12 protein-coding genes are annotated in these 16,649 nt (G+C 63.0%); 1 reads left to right on the top strand and 11 read right to left on the bottom strand.

Going from position 1 to position 16,649, the window contains the following annotated elements:
* Position 1 precedes the first annotated feature (1 nt).
* The 11 genes from CHB97_RS06900 to CHB97_RS06850 form a co-directional block, all read right to left on the bottom strand.
* A complete protein-coding gene (locus CHB97_RS06900; protein ID WP_089287213.1) occupies positions 2 to 865 on the bottom strand; it encodes an ABC transporter permease in 864 nt (287 codons plus the stop codon).
* Positions 862 to 1,848, bottom strand: coding sequence for an ABC transporter permease (locus tag CHB97_RS06895; protein WP_089287212.1), 987 nt, complete (start codon positions 1,846 to 1,848; stop codon positions 862 to 864). Before CHB97_RS06895 ends, CHB97_RS06900 begins: the two co-directional genes overlap by 4 nt.
* Before the next feature lie 4 nt (positions 1,849 to 1,852).
* On the bottom strand, positions 1,853 to 3,346 hold the full coding sequence (locus tag CHB97_RS06890) for an ABC transporter substrate-binding protein (RefSeq protein WP_244559440.1): 1,494 nt from the start codon (positions 3,344 to 3,346) through the stop codon (positions 1,853 to 1,855).
* Between the two features lie 44 nt (positions 3,347 to 3,390).
* The gene (locus CHB97_RS06885; protein WP_089287210.1) at positions 3,391 to 4,674 is read right to left on the bottom strand and encodes an FAD-binding oxidoreductase; all 1,284 of its coding nucleotides are present in this window, start codon (positions 4,672 to 4,674) and stop codon (positions 3,391 to 3,393) included.
* 6 nt (positions 4,675 to 4,680) lie between these two features.
* Positions 4,681 to 5,349 (bottom strand): haloacid dehalogenase type II, encoded by a 669-nt coding sequence (locus CHB97_RS06880; protein WP_089287209.1) that lies wholly within the window; start codon positions 5,347 to 5,349, stop codon positions 4,681 to 4,683.
* A gap of 211 nt (positions 5,350 to 5,560) precedes the next feature.
* Complete coding sequence (locus CHB97_RS06875; protein ID WP_089287322.1) at positions 5,561 to 6,487, bottom strand: glyoxylate/hydroxypyruvate reductase A; 927 nt, start codon at positions 6,485 to 6,487, stop codon at positions 5,561 to 5,563.
* 89 nt (positions 6,488 to 6,576) lie between these two features.
* Positions 6,577 to 8,718 carry a TonB-dependent siderophore receptor gene (locus CHB97_RS06870; RefSeq protein WP_089287208.1) on the bottom strand — a complete coding sequence of 714 codons (2,142 nt, stop codon included), beginning with the start codon at positions 8,716 to 8,718 and terminating at the stop codon, positions 6,577 to 6,579.
* Between the two features lie 333 nt (positions 8,719 to 9,051).
* Positions 9,052 to 10,245, bottom strand: a complete 1,194-nt coding sequence (locus tag CHB97_RS06865) for a DUF1624 domain-containing protein (protein ID WP_089287207.1) — start codon at positions 10,243 to 10,245, stop codon at positions 9,052 to 9,054.
* A gap of 203 nt (positions 10,246 to 10,448) precedes the next feature.
* The gene (locus CHB97_RS06860; RefSeq protein WP_089287206.1) at positions 10,449 to 11,609 is read right to left on the bottom strand and encodes an AGE family epimerase/isomerase; all 1,161 of its coding nucleotides are present in this window, start codon (positions 11,607 to 11,609) and stop codon (positions 10,449 to 10,451) included.
* 30 nt (positions 11,610 to 11,639) lie between these two features.
* The gene (locus CHB97_RS06855) at positions 11,640 to 12,536 is read right to left on the bottom strand and encodes an ROK family protein (protein ID WP_089287321.1); all 897 of its coding nucleotides are present in this window, start codon (positions 12,534 to 12,536) and stop codon (positions 11,640 to 11,642) included.
* A 272-nt stretch (positions 12,537 to 12,808) separates the two neighbouring features.
* The gene (locus CHB97_RS06850) at positions 12,809 to 14,029 is read right to left on the bottom strand and encodes an ROK family transcriptional regulator (RefSeq protein WP_089287205.1); all 1,221 of its coding nucleotides are present in this window, start codon (positions 14,027 to 14,029) and stop codon (positions 12,809 to 12,811) included.
* 291 nt (positions 14,030 to 14,320) lie between these two features.
* Here CHB97_RS06850 and CHB97_RS06845 point away from each other — a divergent pair, with 291 nt between their 5' ends.
* Complete coding sequence (locus tag CHB97_RS06845; RefSeq protein WP_089287204.1) at positions 14,321 to 16,573, top strand: TonB-dependent receptor; 2,253 nt, start codon at positions 14,321 to 14,323, stop codon at positions 16,571 to 16,573.
* Positions 16,574 to 16,649 lie beyond the last annotated feature (76 nt).

Genomic DNA, 16,649 nt, shown 5'->3' with positions numbered 1-16,649 from the left:
CTTATCCTTCCTTCGATCCGCGCCGCCGGGGCAGCGCGTCGATCAGCAGATTGACACCGACGGTCAGGGTGGCGATGGCCAGCGCCGGCACCAGGATGGCAGGGGCCCCTTCGCCCAGGCCGGAGATATTCTCCCGCACCAGCGATCCCAGATCGGCATCCGGCGGCTGCACCCCCAGCCCCAGAAAGGACAGGCCGGACAGCAGCAGCACGATGAAGACAAAGCGCAGGCCGAAATCCGCCAGCATCGGGTGCAGCATGTTGGGCAATATTTCCCGGATGGCGATATAGGCGGCCTTTTCGCCCCGCGTGCGGGCCACCTGCACATAATCCATCTGCGCCAGATTGACCGCCTGCGACCGGGCGATGCGGTAGGCGCCGGGGATATAGATAAAGGCGGCGATCAGGAACAGCAGCAGCAGTGACGAACCGACCGCCGCCACCAGCACCAGGGCGAAAATCTTTGACGGGATGGAAATCAGCGTATCGATGAACCGGCTCAACAGCTCATCCAGCCAGCGCGGTGCCAAGGCCGCGATCAGGGCCAGCCCGGTGCCGGTGCAACTGGCAGCGATGGCGGCCGCCGCCGCCAGCCCGACGGAATAACGGGCACCGGAGAGCACCCGGCTCAACACATCGCGGCCCAGATAATCACTGCCCAGCCAATGCGCAGCGCCAAAGCCGGCGAACACATCCTGATGCGCGAAGGCACCGGGATCATAAGGCGCCAGCCAGGGCCCGGCGATGGCGGTGGCAATCCAAAAGATCACCAGCCCCAACCCCACCTTGCCGGCCAGCGGCAGCCGGGCGGCCCAGCCGGGGGAGGCGAGTCCTTCAGCCTGTTTCTTCTCCACGATGGCGCTCATCGGTTGCGTAGCCTCGGGTTGGCCAGGATGGCGACGGTATCGGCAATCAGAACCAGCGACAGATAGGCACAGCAGAAGATCATGGCGCAGGCCTGCAACAGCGGCATGTCGCGGCTGGTGACGGCATTGACCATCAGGCTGGCCAGGCCTGGATAATTGAAGATCGTCTCCACAATCACCGCCCCGCCCAGCAGGTAAGAGAGCGAAAGCGCCATGGCATTGACGATGGGGGCAATGGCATTGGGCAGCACATGCACCAGCACCAGCCGGGCCGGCGATACGCCCTTCAGCCGCGCCATCTCCACATAGGGCAGGCCCAGTTGGGCGATGATGGCGGCCCGCGTCATTCGCGCCATCTGTGCCACCACGATGATGGACAGCGACAGGATGGGCATGGCCAATGCCCGCAGCAGGTCCAGGAAACCGCCCTGGGCCGGCACCAGCGCGATGGAGGGCAGCCAGCGCAGTTCCACCGCGAAGATCAGCACGGCGATGGTGGCGATCAGGAATTCCGGCAGTGCCACCATGGCAAGCGTGGTGGTGTTCAAGGCCCGGTCCAGCCGCCCGCCCTGGCGCATGGCCGAGGTGATGCCGATGGTCAGGGCCAGCGGCACGGCCACCAGGGTGGACAGGGCGGCCAGGATCAGGGAATTGGGCAGCCGGCTGGCAATGATGTCCGCCACCGGCATGTTGGCGACCAGGGAGAAGCCGGGGTCGCCCCCCAGCAGCCCGGCCAGCCAGCGCAGGAAGCGGACGGCGGCCGGCTGGTCCAGCCCCATCTGCTGGCGGAGCGCTGCCACCGCTTCGGGCGTCGCACTCTGCCCCAGCATTTCCTGCGCGGCATCACCGGGCAACAGCCCGCTGATGATGAACACCACCAGGGATACCAGAAACAGGGTCAACAGGCCGGACGCCACCCGCTTGGCCAGCAGGATCAACAGGAAGGCGTTGCCGCTTTCGCGGGATGTCGGGGGTGCGGCCATCGGTTTAACCCTCCCACCAGACATGTTCGGCAAAGGCATAGCCCATGAAGCCGCCGACCGGCACGGGGTAGAGCCCCTTCAGCCGCTTGTCATAGCCATCCATCAGATTGATGAAGACGGGGATGGCGGTGCCGCAGTGATTGCTGACAATCTCCTGCATCTCCCCGTAAATCTGGGCGCGCAGCGGTTCGTCCGCCGTGGCGCGGGCTTCCAGCAGCAGCCGGTCGAACCGCTCATTCTTCCAGCCGGTCTCGTTCCAGGCGGCGGTGGATTTGTAAAATTGGCTGAACACCAGATCGGCCGTGGCGCGCGGGTTGGTGTTGCCGAAACTCAGCGGATGTTTCATCCAGTGGGTGGACCAGTAACCATCCGCCGGCATCCGGTTGATGGCCAGGTTCAACCCGGCCCGGGCGCCATATTCCTGCAGAACCGAGCCCATATCGACCGACCCCTCTGCGGCGGTGGAGGTATAGACGGGCAGGCGCGACGCACCCAGCCCCGCCTTGGCGAAATGATATTTCGCCCGGTCCAGATCAAAGTTTCGTTGCGGCAGGTCGGCCCGGAAGAACGGGTGGAAGGGCGGGATCGGGTGGTCATTGGCGATGATGGCGGAGCCACGAAACAGGGCGCGCTTCACCAGTTCCCGGTCGAACAGATATTTCATGCCCAGCATGAAATCCGGGTTGCCGGTAATACCGCCATCAACGCGCATGATCAGATTGGTATAAAGCCCGCTGGGTGTCTCCAACATCTCATGCGTGCCGCTTTCCCGGATGCGGCGGATGGACCGCGGATTGACCGCGATCACCATCTGCACATCGCCGGACAGCAGCGCGTTGACGCGCGACACCTCATCGGGAATGCCGATCAGCTCGATCTCGTCCAGATAGGGTTTGCCGGGCTTCCAGAAATCGTCATTGCGGGTGACGATGGTGCTGACACCCGGCACGAAGCTTTTGATCCGATAGGGGCCGGTCCCGTTGGGGCGGCTGAAATGCTGCGCCCCGGCGGCGATGATCAGGAAATGCGACTGCGCCAGCATGGCGGGTAGATCGACATTGGGCCCGGTCAGGGTGATGGTCAGGTCCAGCGGGCCGGTGGCCCTGATCTCGGCAAACTGGCTGGCGATGGGCCGCACCTTGGACCCGCCGGCCGGGTCCAGATGGCGGGTCAGGCTGAACACCACATCCTCAGCATTCAGCCGTTTGCCATCATGAAAGCGCACGCCATCGCGCAGCTTCACCCGCCAGGTGATCTGGTCGCTGCTTTCCATCGCCTCGGCCAGAGCCAGCCGGGGCCGCAGGTCGGCACCATATTCCGTCAGGCCCGAATAGAGCATGTGATGGCGGATATAATCGGTGGACAGGGCCCCCTTGGCCGGGTCCGTTGTATCGGCGGTGGAGCTGGACATGCCAGCCACCCGGATGCGGCCCCCGGTCCGGGGCTGTGGTGCAGCCTGTCCCCAGGCTGGCAGCAGGGGCAGGGCACTGGCGGCCATGCCGGCTGTCAATAGCGTTCGACGCGAAAGGCCCATGCCGCCCCTCAATGCAGGATATCCTGAATGCGGTAGTAAAGACCGACCAGCGGCAGGAACCAGGGTTTGCCCAGATGGCCCGGCACTGCCGGCCAATCCAGCCCAGCCCAGGGGTTGGCGGCGCGCTCCCCCGCCATCACACGGGCCATGCGTTCGCCCATATGGACGGACATCTGCACGCCATGCCCGCTATAGCCCATGGCGTAGAACAGCCCGTCCTGCTCCCCGGCGCGCGGCAACCGGTCGGCCGTCAAATCCACCATGCCGCCCCAGCAATAATCCACGCGCGTATCGCGCAATTCGGGGAACAGGCTGCGCATGGTGGCTTCCAGGATGCGGCCGCTTTTCTGGTCCGACAACGGATCAGACACGGCGAAGCGCGCCCGCCCGCCAAAGATCAGCCGGTTATCCGGCGACAGACGGAAGTAATTGCCGATATTCTTGCTGGTCACATAATTGCGGTTGCCGGGGAACAGCCGGGCCACCAGTTCGGGCGACAGCGGTTCGGTGGCAATGACGAAGCTGCCGACCGAGACAATGCGGCGGCGGAACCAGCCGAACGGCCCCTGCGGGCTGGCGCCGCCGGTGGCCACCAGCACCTGCCCGGCCGTCAGCGTGCCGCGCGGGGTGGTGACCAGCCAGCCCTTGCCCTGGGGTGACAGGCCGGTGACGGCGGCCTGTTGGTAAATCATCGCCCCCCGGCGACTGGCCGCCTCTGCCAGCCCGACGCCAAACTTGCCGACATGCAGCTGCGCGCTGGTGCCTTGCAGCAGGCCGCCATGGAAGGCGTCGCCGGCGATTTCCGCCGATAGGGTCGCCCGCGGCACCAGTGTTACATGCGGGTCGATGGTGGCAAGGCTTTCATAAGCCTTTTCCAGCTTGGCATAATGTTCCGGCTTGGCCGCCAGCTTCAGCCGACCGGCCCGGCGAAAGGCACAATCGATGCCTTCTTCCCTGGCCAGTTGCTCCACATCGCTGACGGCCTGCACATGGGCGTTATAGTAGAGCGCCGCCGTTTCCCGCCCGAAGCGGGCGACCAGACCGGCGAAATCATGTGCTGTGCCGGCGTTGCACTGGCCGCCATTACGGCCGGAAGCCTCCCCCGCGATACGGCCGGCTTCCAGCACCGCCACGCTGGCCCCGCGTTTGCGCAGGGCCAGGGCGGCGGACAGGCCGGTGAAGCCGCCGCCGATGATGGCGACATCCACCCGGCCTTCCACCGGACCGGTCACCCCGCCGGTGAAGCCGGGTGCCGTATCCAGCCAATAGGAGAGGGTTTTCCGGTCCGCCATGATGGGTTACAGCCCCACCAAAGCCGGCAGGATGCCGATATGCGGGATTTCAAAATCCCGATAATTCGGGTTGGTCGGTTCATGCCCGCGCGCCACGAAGACGCGGGCGCCAAAGCCCAGATCGGTGGCGGAGTTCTGGTCATAGCGGAAGCTGGAAGAGACATGCATGATGTCCTTCGGGTCGGCCCCCAGCTGGTCCAGCATATATTCAAACGCCTGCAGGCGCGGCTTATAGGCCTGGGCCTGTTCGGCGGTATAGACGGCGTGGAACGGCGCGCCCAGCATCGCCACATTATGGTGGATCTGTTCGTTGGCGGCATTGGACAGGATCACCAGCGGGATCTCCTTTGCCACCTTGGCCAGGCCGGCCGGCACATCGGCGTGCGGCCCCCAGGTCGGCACCGCCTCATAAATGCGGGCGGCTTCTTCCGGGCGGAATTCGATCTTCCAGCGCTTGCAGGTGCGCTCCACGGAATTATGGATCACCTCGCGGTAGGGCTTCCAGGCGCCCAGCACCTCGTCCAGCCGGTAGGCTGCGAAATCCTTGCAGAACCGGTCCATATCCTCCGGCTTGATACGGTCGGGGAACATCTCCCGCGCCATGTCGGACATGCGAAAGCGGGTCAGCGTGCCGTAGCAGTCGAAGGTGATGAATTTGGGCCGGAAGGGGGCCATGGCGATCTGTCCTTCACATCGGGCGAATGGCCGGTTCTCGGGGCCGCTCGCGGTTTGGATCGGTCCGGCGGATCACCCGTTGAATGGCGTCCGCGACAAGGCAATTAGCGCATGGGAGGGGCGGAACTTCCCCCCGATTGGGGAGGGTGGATGGATATTTATCGGCCTTTTCGGCAGGGTCTGCGGCACAGTCTGCCGCATCACCTTTTCCTTAATATCCGCGTCCGCGCGCGACAGTTCCCAGCATCGCCAGACCCTGGCGATGCTGCCGGATATTGCCCATCAGCACGCGGGCGGCCGTTTCCGGCTGGGTCATGCTGGCGATATGCGGCGTCAACAGGATAGCGGGATGTTGCCAGAAGGGATGATCGGCCGGCAGCGGCTCCGGTTCCGTCACATCCAGCACGGCACCGGAGAGTTTTCCGGCATCCAAGGCCGCCAGCAGGTCGGATTCCACCAGATGACCGCCCCGGCCGACATTGACCAGTGCGGCACCATCGGGCAGCAGATCGAAGATTTTGCGGCACAAAATGCCGCGTGTCTCCGCCGTCAGCGGCAGCAGACAGATCAGGATATCGCAGCCCGCCAGAAAGGCCGGCATCGCCTCCGCCCCGGCATGGCAGGTGACACCCTCCACCTGCTGGGGTGACCGCGACCAGCCCGACAGTGGGAAGCCATAGCTGCCCAGCCGGGCCAGCACCGCCCGACCCAGATTGCCCAGCCCCATCACGCCGATGCGACGATCTTGTGCCGGCACCAGTTTGATCGGCGCCCACCGCGCTTCCGCCTGGGCCTTGCGATAATGCAGCATATGACGGTGCAAGGCCAGGGTGGCGAAGCTGGCATATTCCACCATGCCCTCGGTGATGCCCGGTTCCACCATCCGCACCACCTGGATATGATCGGGCACCTGGGTCAGGTCCAACTGGTCCACCCCGGCCCCGGTGGAAAACAGCACTTCCAGATTGGGCAGGCTGGCCAGCAGGTCCGGCGTCACCGTCCAGGCGGCCAGATAGCGGATATCGGCAGGGTTGCCGGTATCGGGCCAGTGGCGGAAATCGATCTCCGGCGCCTCGGCGGCGAAGAGCTTTTGCCAAGTCGCACCGCGCACCGGGTCCGCCTTGTAGAGAAGGGCCATCTCCATTCTCCCAGAAAAAACGCCGCTGACACCGGAGGGTATCAGCGGCGTGACAGTAAGGTTCATGCCGTAAGGAAAAAATTGCCAGATCAGAACGTGTAGCTGACCTTGGCCGTAAAGGTGCGCGGCGTGCCGGGGGCGACCCAGAGCCGGGCGTAGGAGCTGGCGTAATAGCGCTTGTCAAACAGGTTATTCACATCCACCGACAGCTTCAACTGTTCAGTCGGCTGCCAGGAGGCCAGCAGCTTCACCAGCGTGTAGCTGGGCAGATAGAATTCCGTCGCCGTTTCCCCCAGCCGCTTGTCGACATAATTCACCCCACCGCCGATGGTGACAACATCATCCGTGCCGAACGTGAATTCCTTGGTGACCAGCAGGTTGGCGCTGTTCTTCGGCACGTTCAGCAGGGCGGAGCCTTCGCGGATCGGCTGGGCGAAATTGGGGTCCAGCATATCCTCCGCCACCTCGGCGTCTGTGTAGGAATAGGTCAGATAGACCTGGATATCTTCCGGCAGCTTGGCATTCAGATCAAACTCGATCCCCTTGCTGCGTGCCTTGCCGATAGCCAGGGAGAAGCCGGAATTCACCGGATCGGCCGTCAGCACATTGTTCTTCTTCATGCTGAACAGGGCAACGGTGCTGGTGATCTTGCCATCCGGCGTGGTGTATTTGGCCCCCACCTCATAGCTTTTGGTTTCTTCCGGACGGAACAGCGTGTTGCTGGCATCCGCACCGGAATTGGGGCGGAAGCCCTGACCATAGGAGCCGTAAACCGACACTTCCTCGGTGAATTCATAGGCGATGCCCGCCTGCGGGCTGAACTTCTTATAGGTCTTTGCGGCGTTTGTGCTGGTGCGGCGGAAATCGACATTATGGTCGAAATTATCGTAGCGGCCGCCGAAACGGATTTTCAGCTTCTCCGTGACATCAATCTGATCTTGCAGATAGGCACCCCAGGCCTCCTGGGTTTCCAACTCACTGCGGAAGGCGCCCGGCACCTGAAGATTGCCGTAGACAGGGTTATAGACATTGATGGCGTTGTTGGCGGCCGTGATAGGGCGGCCCGCCGTGTAGGTGCCGGGACGATAACGCAGTTGCAGGTGATCAACCTCGAACTTGTCCCAGTCGGTACCGATGATCACATGATGGGTGAAATCCCCAGTGTTGAAGGTGCCGCTGGTTTCCGCCCGCAGCACCGAATGTTCGGTCTGGAAGTCACGATAACGGCGCTGACGCGACAGGAAGGTGCCGTTGGTCTTGTCCAGCGTCTGGCGGCCACCCGCCAGTTCCGCCTCGGTAGAGAAACCCTTGAAGGAGGTTTCGCGGTAGCCGGCGCCGATCAGCAGGCTCCAGTTATCACTGAAATTATGCTGCAGCTGCGCCTGATGGCCCAGCACACGCACCTTGATCGGGCCATCATCCGGTTCGCCCAGGAAGGTGGAATTGGCGACCGCCCCCAGCACGCCATTGATGGCGACGATGCCGCGATCAAACGGCACCTTCTGGTTCACATATTCCATTTCATAGGACAGCGAGGTGTCCTCGGTCAGTTCCACCAGAATGGAGGGGCTGAACGTGTATTTCTTGGTCTTAATGGTCTTGCGGAAGCTGCCGGCATCTTCTGCCGCGCCATTCAGGCGCACGGCCACCTTATCGGCCACCGCCCCGGTGATATCGCCTTCGACCCGGTAATTATCATAGCTGCCGGCGGAGACGCTGAAGCTGCCCTCTGTGTCGAATTTCGGCTTCTTGGTGATGATATTCACCGTACCGCCCGGTTCGCCACGGCCGAACAGGGCGGAGTTGGGGCCTTTCAGCACCTCAATCTTTTCAATATTAGAGGCATCACGCGGACCGCCATAGCCACGGCCGCCATTGAAACCATTGACCAGATAGCCCGAGGGGAAATTTTCATCACCAGAGAAGCCGCGCACGGCGAAGGCATCCCAAAGGCCACCGAAATTATTCTGCTTGGCAATGCCGCTGGCCATTTCCAGCGCATCTTCCAGGCCGGTGGCGCCGATGGTTTGCAGCAGCTCCCCATCCAGCACCTGGATCGATTGCGGCGTGTCCTTGATGGCGATGTCGCCCCGATAGGCCTGACGCTGGCCGACAACGATGATCTCTGCCAGTTCCTCACCAGCTGCCATTTCCGCGGTTGCGGTGCCGGTCAGCGCGACGCAGGCAGCCCCTGCCACCAAGGCAAGCCGGAATCCGGGATTAATTTTCATCTTTGTTCCCCTTTATGAAGCTCCGCCGTCCAACCTGGTACGGATTGTTACTATGTAACATCCGCTTTCTTATTCATCCCGTCATGCCAACACAATGGTCGGCATCTTTGCGAGGCGTTTTCGCTCTGCGTTTTGCTTTTTCCTGTTATCCAGATTTGCGCATTGACGACAAAATTGTTTCGTCAAACTGCCATGGGGCGACAGTGTGTTATATCGTTGACGGGTCAAAATACGTGGAAAATGCCGGGGGCTTCTGCCCCCTCCGCGACAAAAAGCCCCGCCATCATGGGGATGGCGGGGCTTTGCAGAGGACGGATCAGCAGAAAATGCCGGTCAGAGATATTTCAGCCACCAGATATCCTTGCGGCGCTGCTTCAACTGGGCGAACCAACGGGTGGGGTAATAGAGCGGCAGCACCAGCCCCAGCGACCAGAGCCAGACGGTGGAGACATTATCCACCCCGAAGACGCTGCCCTTGTTCAGCCCATAAAGCGCCACGGCCCCCAGATAGAGCGCCTTCAGCACATAAAGATGCAGCAGATAGAAGAACATCGGCGCACCACCGAACAGGGCCAGCCAGGGCATCAGCCGGCTATCCTGAACTTTCTCAAACAGCACCAGCAGCAGCACGCCGGTGCCGACGGTGGGCAGCAGGAACAGCAGGGAGGGCGGATATTTGGTCAGTGACAGGAAACTCATGACTGTTACCAGTCCGTCTGCGCCGGTGAACCAGGGCTTGTCACCATAGAAATTGGCGTAGCGCAGGGCCACGAAGCCAACCAGCATGGCGATACCCACCAGCAACAGGCGGCGCTGACGCTGGCCTGCATCGGCATTCCTGGCAAACCAGGGGCCGGCGGCATAACCCAGCAGAATCACCCCGATCCAGGGCAGGATCGGGTATGTCGTCTTGGCAAACATGCCGCCGCCCAGATCAATGACGCTGCGCTGGTGCAAAATGGCCCAGGGTACGTACCAGGCATCCCCCGGTGCCAGCCGGATCCCATCCAGCAGATTATGGCCGCAGACGATCAGCAGACCGAGCGCGAACTGCCAGGGGCGGGGTATATGCAGCAGACCGGCCAGCACCACCATGCTGATACCGATGGCCCAGATCACCTGCAGCCAGAAACCCTTTGGCGGGAACTGCGCCGACCAGGCAAAGCCGACAAAGGTCAGTTCCAGGAAAATCAGGAACAGGCCACGTTTCAGCAGAAACAGGGAGGTTTCCTGTTTGCTGTGCGACTGGCCATAAAGCCAGGCCGACAGGCCGGTCAGCGCCACGAAGGTGGGGGCACAGAAGGTGGAGAGCAGCCGGGTGAAAAACAGCGCCGGGCTCACCTGAGTGACATCCACCGGGTCGCTGACCTGCATATGCAGGAACCATGTCTCCCGTACATGATCCACCAGCATGAACAGCATCACCAACCCGCGCAGCGCATCAATGGCCACCAGCCGCGTGCGCGCCATGGTGGCCGGTGCCGTCTGCGCCGGCGCATAAACCCCGTTGCCTGTCAGGCTTGTCATCTCTGCCAATCCCCGTTCCGTTGCCGACCATGCGGCCGGTCTTTACCATCAGTGGGATAGCTTATGACAGCGCCGCAGGTTGGATATGCGGAATCGCGGGGGGCGGATCAGCGAAAGCTGCCGTGGGAAGGACTGGAAAGAGGATTTTACCGGCCGGCATGTCGGGTGATCACGGGTTGATCACCCGACATGCGCCGCGCTGATCAGGCCCCGGCCTTTGCCAAAGCCTGATCCAGTTCCACGATGGCGCAGATGATGTGATAGAAGCTGCTGGCCGGTGCCGCCTCGTCAATCAGGCTGCCATCGGCCTGCATCCGGTCATACCAGAGGCCGGGAACGGCCGTCTGCAGATAGGTCCAAAGCCCCGCGGCCCCATCGGCGGCGATCTGCCAGTAATCCGCGCGTCCGGTCAGCAGGCCGGCCAGACAGCCGGCCTTGATGCGCTCCGTCTGCGGCCACAGGCGGGCGGCGGCATCATGGGGGGAGAAATCATCCAGCAGGCTGTTGAAGGCGACATTGCGCGCCTTGTCCACGCCATGGCCTTCCCCGATGGTGATCAGGCGCAAGCCAGCTTCCACCGCATCCTGCCGGCTGCGCAGCGTGCCCCAGCGCAACAGCAGCCAGGCCCATTCGAACTGGTGGCCGGGCTCGACGATGCGCCCATCCACCCCCTCGGCCGGGGACCAGTCGGCGGCGAAAAATTCCCGCAGCCCCCCGGTTTTGGCATCAATGAAATAGGTCAGCGCCATATGGGCGATGGTGTCGGCCAGATCGGTCCAGACCTTGTTGCCGGTCAGTTCCTCCCAGGCCAGACAGGCCTCAAACAGGTGCATATGCGGGTTGGATTGCTGGCGATGCTTGCCCGCCGGTTCCACGAATCCGGCCACCGGGTGGGGCAGCAGGTCGCGCATGGCGGCCAGCACGGCCAGGGCCTGTGCTTCATACACGGCCACATTATTCAACGCCTGGGCGGCCTGGGCCATGCTGAACAGGGCGAATGCCTGATCATAAAGCGCCACGCTGTCATCCACCGAAGTCCCTTCGGGGGAGACCACGCCGCGCACCAGCCCATCCGGCCGCTGGAACCGTTCCAGGAACAGCCGCAGCCCTTCCTTCACCGCCGTCTGCGCCGGGCCATCCCAGCCCAGGCGGCCGGCCACGGCATAGGAATAGACCTGGCGGGCCTGGACACGGGCGCGGCGATTGGCGTCCACCGGCTGGCCCTGCTGGTCCAGCTTTTCATGGAAGCCGCCGCGCGCATGGTCGTAGCCCTGCTGCCACCAGATGGGGAAGGCTTGCCCCAGCAGCCAGTTCTTCAGGCGGTCGCGCTGTGTGGCGGCGGCGGAAAGGGAGGATTGGGTCATCGGCGTCAAGGCCCTGTCTGGTCGAATGGATCAGGAATGCCACAGGCGGGCGGCACCGCGCACGCCCGAACTGTCGCCCCAGCGGGCCGGTGCGATCTTCGCCTCCCAGCCGTCGGAGAAGACATGCGGGCGGATGGCAGCCGGCAGCCGCTCATAAAGTTCCGTGACATTGGACAGGCCACCGCCCAGCACGAACACATCGGGATCCAGGATATTGACGATCAGCGCCATCGCCCGGCCCAGCCGATCAATATAGCGATCCATGGCGCCCACGGCATTGGCATCGCCCCGGCGGGCGGCCTGGATGATGCCTTCGCCATCCATAGACCGGCCGCTCACCCGCTCAAAATCGCGGCGCAAGCCGGTGCCGGAGACCCAGGTTTCCAGGCAGTTGCGCTGGCCGCACCAGCATTCGGTGCCCGGCAGCTCCGCCCCTTGCGGGGAGGGCAGGGGGATATGGCCCCATTCGCCGCCAATGCCGTTGGCCCCTTCCACCAACTGGCCATCCACCACCAGCCCGCCACCGCAACCGGTGCCGATGATGATGGCAAAGGCCACCCGCGCCCCGGCCGCCGCCCCATCAACGGCTTCCGACAGGGCCAGGCAATTGGCGTCATTGGCCATATGCACGTCCCGGCCCAGCGCGGTCGCCAGATCCTCCCGGAAGGTGCGGCCGTTCAGATAAACGGAATTGGCGTTGCGCATCAGCCCGGTACGCGGGGAGATGGAGCCGGGGACGCCAACGCCCACCGTGCCCTTGGCACCGGCTTCCTGCTCGGCCCGCTGGATCAGGTCGCAGACAACCCGGATGGCGGCGTCATAATCACCCGGATTGGGTTGACGCACGCGGGACAGGAAACGGCCATCCTGGTCCAGGGCGGCGGCTTCGATCTTGGTACCGCCGAAATCGACCCCAATTCTGATCATCTGGCAATGCTCCGGCCGACAGCGCAGGTCGCGGCGGCCCTTTGACATAAGGAAATATCTGGTTCAGGTGCGGGTATGGCCCGCGATGCCGCCACGCCAGCGGCGGCCAGCCATAGCCATACTAAGGCAGGGGACTCTCGCTGGACATGGGCTTCCTCTGGCATCTTGCATTCGCCCCTGGTTTGGCCTTCCTGACGGGGCCGGGGCGTTCGCGGGGCAATTTATCCGCTCTTTTAAAATAAGCAAATTGAAATAATAAATCAGACACGCCTTCACGCCGTTTTCATCAGCACGCTGCGCGACGGCAGCAGCCGGTCGTTGAAGGGCAGGATGGCGGCCCCCACCGCCGGCGCATCGGCAGCCATGGCGGCACGGCGCAGGGGGGCAATGGCGGGGACGCGATCCCCATAACCGGCGGTACGCTGGTTGACGGTCGTCACCAGCCCATCCACCAGATCGGCCGGCAGCCGGCCGCCAATGAACACCGCCTCCGGATTCATCAGGCAACTGATGGAAAGCAACGGTTCCACCAGCAATTCCGCCGCCATCTCCAGCCATTCCGTCACCAGGCTTTGGCCGGAGGGGGGCAGGGCAGCCAGTTGGTCCGGTCGTTCCAGCGGGTGGCCCCGCGCTTCCAAAAAGTCGAACAGGGCGGACAGCGAGACGGCATCCTGCAACGCGCGGGCGGCTGTGCGGGGGGAATGGATGGGCAGAAAGCCGATCTCTCCGCTGCGTCCATTGGCGCCGCGGTAATAGTTGCCATCGATCACCAACCCACCGCCCAGCCCCCGGCTGAACAGGATATAGACGAAGCTGGGGTGATGCAGCCCATGGCCAAAGGCCAATTCGCCGAGCGCAGCGGCAGCGGCGTCATTCTCCACGAAGGTGGGCAGGCGCAAGCGTTGCCCCAGCAGGGCGGGCAGGTCCACCTCCTCCCACCCGGCATAGGCAGCCGGCTGGTGCGGCAGATGCACCCGGCCCAGATCGTCGGGCCGGGCGATGCCGATCCCGATCAACCGGTCTGGATGAACGCCACCGGTTTCCAGCAGGCGCGGGATTTGCGCGTCAAAGAAGGCAATCACCGCATCGGGCAAAGCAAATTCCGCCTCCAGCGTTGCGCGCGCCCGCACCTGTCCCAGCAGGTCCAGCACCACCAGGGTGATATGGTCGCGGTCGATATTCAGCCCGATGGAAAAGCAGCCATCGGGATTGATGGTCAGCTTCATGGCCGGCTGGCCGCGCTGCCCCAGCAGGCGGCCAGCCTCCATGATCAACCCTTCATTCAACAGCCGCTTGGTGATGTTGGCGATGGCGGGTGCTGTCAGGCCGGTGATATCGGCCAGATCGCTGCGGGTGATCGGCCCGCTGACCCGGATCGCCTGCAAGGTGACACGCTGATTATGATCGCCCGCCCGTTCCAAATTGGTGCCGGACAGGCTGGCCCCCAACGACGGGTGCAGATCGGCCAGACGCGTGGGCGTGTGCGGTTGCATGGGTGGGTGAGACCTTCAGGGGCGGGCAGATACAGGAATAGCTTCTGGAATTACCGCGTGCTGGCCGGGCCACACAATGGGGATGTCGCGTCGCATGATCGGCACCGGGCCGGCAGTTGTCCCCTATTGACCTGATAGATGTGTCCCAAGAGACTGAATGGTAAAGAAAAACATGTTTCAAACAATAGTTTAATCCCCCCTTCATGAAGCTGTAACCGCCTTCCCTATTCTGCGCCTGATCGGCCGACCCCCGTCATCAACACCGGCCATGATCATCGGAAGGGAATAGAAATGTCGACTATCTGCTTGCGCCCGATCCTGCTGGGCGGCTGCGTCCTGGCGATTCTGAGCGCCGTGCCGGCGCAGGCAGAGACCCTTGTTCTGGAAGAGATCATCGTGACGGCGCAAAAGCGCAGCCAGAGCGCCCAGGATGTGCCGATCTCCCTGACCGCCTATTCCGGCAAGAAGCTGGAGGAACTGGGCCTGACGGAACTGGACGACCTGTCCAACTTCGTGCCCGGCCTGCAGATCCAGCTGCAAAGCCCGAACAATCCCGGCTATGTCATCCGCGGCATCACTTCCGACAATGGCTCTTCCCAGCAGGAAGCCCGCGTTTCTGTCTTCGTGGACGGCGTGCCGGCCAGCCGCGCCCGGGGGGCGGTGGTGGAACTGTTCGATATCGAACGGGTGGAAGTGCTGAAGGGGCCGCAGGGCACCTTGTTCGGCCGTGGCGCCCAGATCGGCGCCGTCCATGTTATCTCCAACAAGCCGCAGTTGGATGAGATGGAGGTGACCGGCCGCATCGCCATCGGCAATTACCGCCAGCAGACCTATGAAGCCACGGTCAACGCCCCGGTCTCGGACAAGGTGGCCGTCCGGCTGGCCGGCATCAGCCGCCAGCGCGACGGCTATATCGACAATCTGGTGCCCGGCGCCAAGGAAAAGCTGAACGGCGTTGGCGTGGAAGCGCTGCGCGGTTCGCTGCTGGTGGAGGCATCTGACGATTTCAAGATCACCGGCATCCTGAACTATCAGAAGGATGATTATACTGGCACCTCCTTCAAGAACCGCCGCTTTGCCCCGGCGGGTGGTGATACCAGCCCCTTCACCGCCGCCCAGCTTAATCGCGGTGACGAGCTGGGGGTGGATCGGGAGCTGTTCAACGCCAATGTCACGGCGGAATATCGCCTTTCCGACAGCGTGCACCTGACCTCCATCTCCGGCTTCCGCAAGTTCGATACGAATGAGGAGTTCGATGCTGACGGCACCCAGGCCTATATGCTGGAATTCGCTGAGATCGCCCATAGTGAGCAGTGGAGCCAGGAATTCCGCCTGAATTACGATGATGGCGACCAGTTCCAGGGTTTTGTGGGCGCCAATTACTTCCATGAAAAGGGTTATCAGCGCGTGCCGCTGCGCACCAATGAACGCTCGCTGGCCCTGCTGGCGGTGCCGGCGCTGAACCCCTTCTATGGTCAGGCGATCCTGCCCAATGGCACCGTCAATCCCGGCCCGACGGCGCTGCCCAACGGCCTGCCATTGCGCACCTTTGGCGAGGCGCTGTTCACCAATTACGGCACCAACAGCGCCTATGAGGCCTTTGCCGACGGCACCTATGCGCTGACCCCGGAATTCTCCCTGACGGCCGGCGTGCGCTTCACGCATGAGAAGCAGGAATCGGCTTTCGAACAATGGGTGGATCGCCCGGTCAGCCTGATCGGCAGCCTGTTCCCCAATGTACCCCGCAAGCAGCAGGAAAAGGATTTCGACAGCGTGGTCGGCCGTTTCGTCGCCAGCTATAAGCCGACAACCGACAGCCTGATCTATGCCAGCGTGTCACGCGGCCGCCGTCCGGCGGTGGTGCAGGTGAACGCCACCCTCTCCAACACGCTGAAGAACGAAATCGTCTGGAGCTATGAGGCCGGTGCCAAGACCAGCCTGCTGGATAACCGGATACAGTTGGAAGGGGCTGGTTATTACTATGATTACAGCAATTTCCAGACCTCTTCCCGGCCGGACAATTCCCCCATCGCGGTGACGGTGGATAGCGGCACGGCCACGGCCTATGGGTTTGAGGGCAGCATCACGGCCCAGGCCACGGAGGCGCTGTCGGTCTTCGCCAATTACGGCTATATCCATGCCGAATTCGATGACACCGACTCCAGGGGCAACCGGCAGGTGCTGGCCGGCAACACCTTCCGCCTGACGCCGGAACACAGCGTCTCTCTTGGTGCCCAATATGTTCGTCCGCTGGGCGACAGCGGGGTTGAGTTGTTCGTGACCCCCACCTTCTCCTGGAAGTCGCGGGTCTATTTTGAAGAAACCAACCTGCCGGATATCAGCCAGGGTGCCTATGGCACGGCCAACCTGCGCGCCGGTTTCCGGTCTGATGATGGGCGCTGGACGGTCACTGCCTCGGTGCAGAACCTGTTTAACCGCGAATATCTGATCGATGCCGGCAATACCGGCGGGGCCTTCGGCGTGCCCACCTTCATCGCCGGCACGCCGCGTTTCTATGGCGTTGAAGTCGCCGTCAAGTTCTGACGGTTGAGGGGCGGTGATGAATGAACCTGTGGGGGAAGGGGAAAAGCCATTCCCCCCGGTTCAGTCTGACCCGCAC

The sequence above is a fragment of the Azospirillum sp. RU38E genome (assembly GCF_900188385.1).
Taxonomy (GTDB): domain Bacteria; phylum Pseudomonadota; class Alphaproteobacteria; order Azospirillales; family Azospirillaceae; genus Niveispirillum.
The sequence above is the reverse complement of the archived record's forward strand: the minus strand, read 5'-3'. Positions and strand labels throughout refer to the sequence as shown.

Bases quoted from the DNA above. Each gene is read 5' to 3' on its own strand.
- CHB97_RS06870 (WP_089287208.1), bottom strand. From the start codon at position 8,718: ATGAAAATTAATCCCGGATTCCGGCTTGCCTTGGTGGCAGGGGCTGCC.
- CHB97_RS06850 (WP_089287205.1), bottom strand. From the start codon at position 14,029: ATGCAACCGCACACGCCCACGCGTCTGGCCGATCTGCACCCGTCGTTG.
- CHB97_RS06900 (WP_089287213.1), bottom strand. From the start codon at position 865: ATGAGCGCCATCGTGGAGAAGAAACAGGCTGAAGGACTCGCCTCCCCC.
- CHB97_RS06895 (WP_089287212.1), bottom strand. From the start codon at position 1,848: ATGGCCGCACCCCCGACATCCCGCGAAAGCGGCAACGCCTTCCTGTTG.
- CHB97_RS06890 (WP_244559440.1), bottom strand. From the start codon at position 3,346: ATGGCCGCCAGTGCCCTGCCCCTGCTGCCAGCCTGGGGACAGGCTGCA.
- CHB97_RS06865 (WP_089287207.1), bottom strand. From the start codon at position 10,245: ATGACAAGCCTGACAGGCAACGGGGTTTATGCGCCGGCGCAGACGGCA.
- CHB97_RS06845 (WP_089287204.1), top strand. From the start codon at position 14,321: ATGTCGACTATCTGCTTGCGCCCGATCCTGCTGGGCGGCTGCGTCCTG.
- CHB97_RS06875 (WP_089287322.1), bottom strand. From the start codon at position 6,487: ATGGCCCTTCTCTACAAGGCGGACCCGGTGCGCGGTGCGACTTGGCAA.
- CHB97_RS06860 (WP_089287206.1), bottom strand. From the start codon at position 11,609: ATGACCCAATCCTCCCTTTCCGCCGCCGCCACACAGCGCGACCGCCTG.
- CHB97_RS06885 (WP_089287210.1), bottom strand. From the start codon at position 4,674: ATGGCGGACCGGAAAACCCTCTCCTATTGGCTGGATACGGCACCCGGC.
- CHB97_RS06855 (WP_089287321.1), bottom strand. From the start codon at position 12,536: ATGATCAGAATTGGGGTCGATTTCGGCGGTACCAAGATCGAAGCCGCC.
- CHB97_RS06880 (WP_089287209.1), bottom strand. From the start codon at position 5,349: ATGGCCCCCTTCCGGCCCAAATTCATCACCTTCGACTGCTACGGCACG.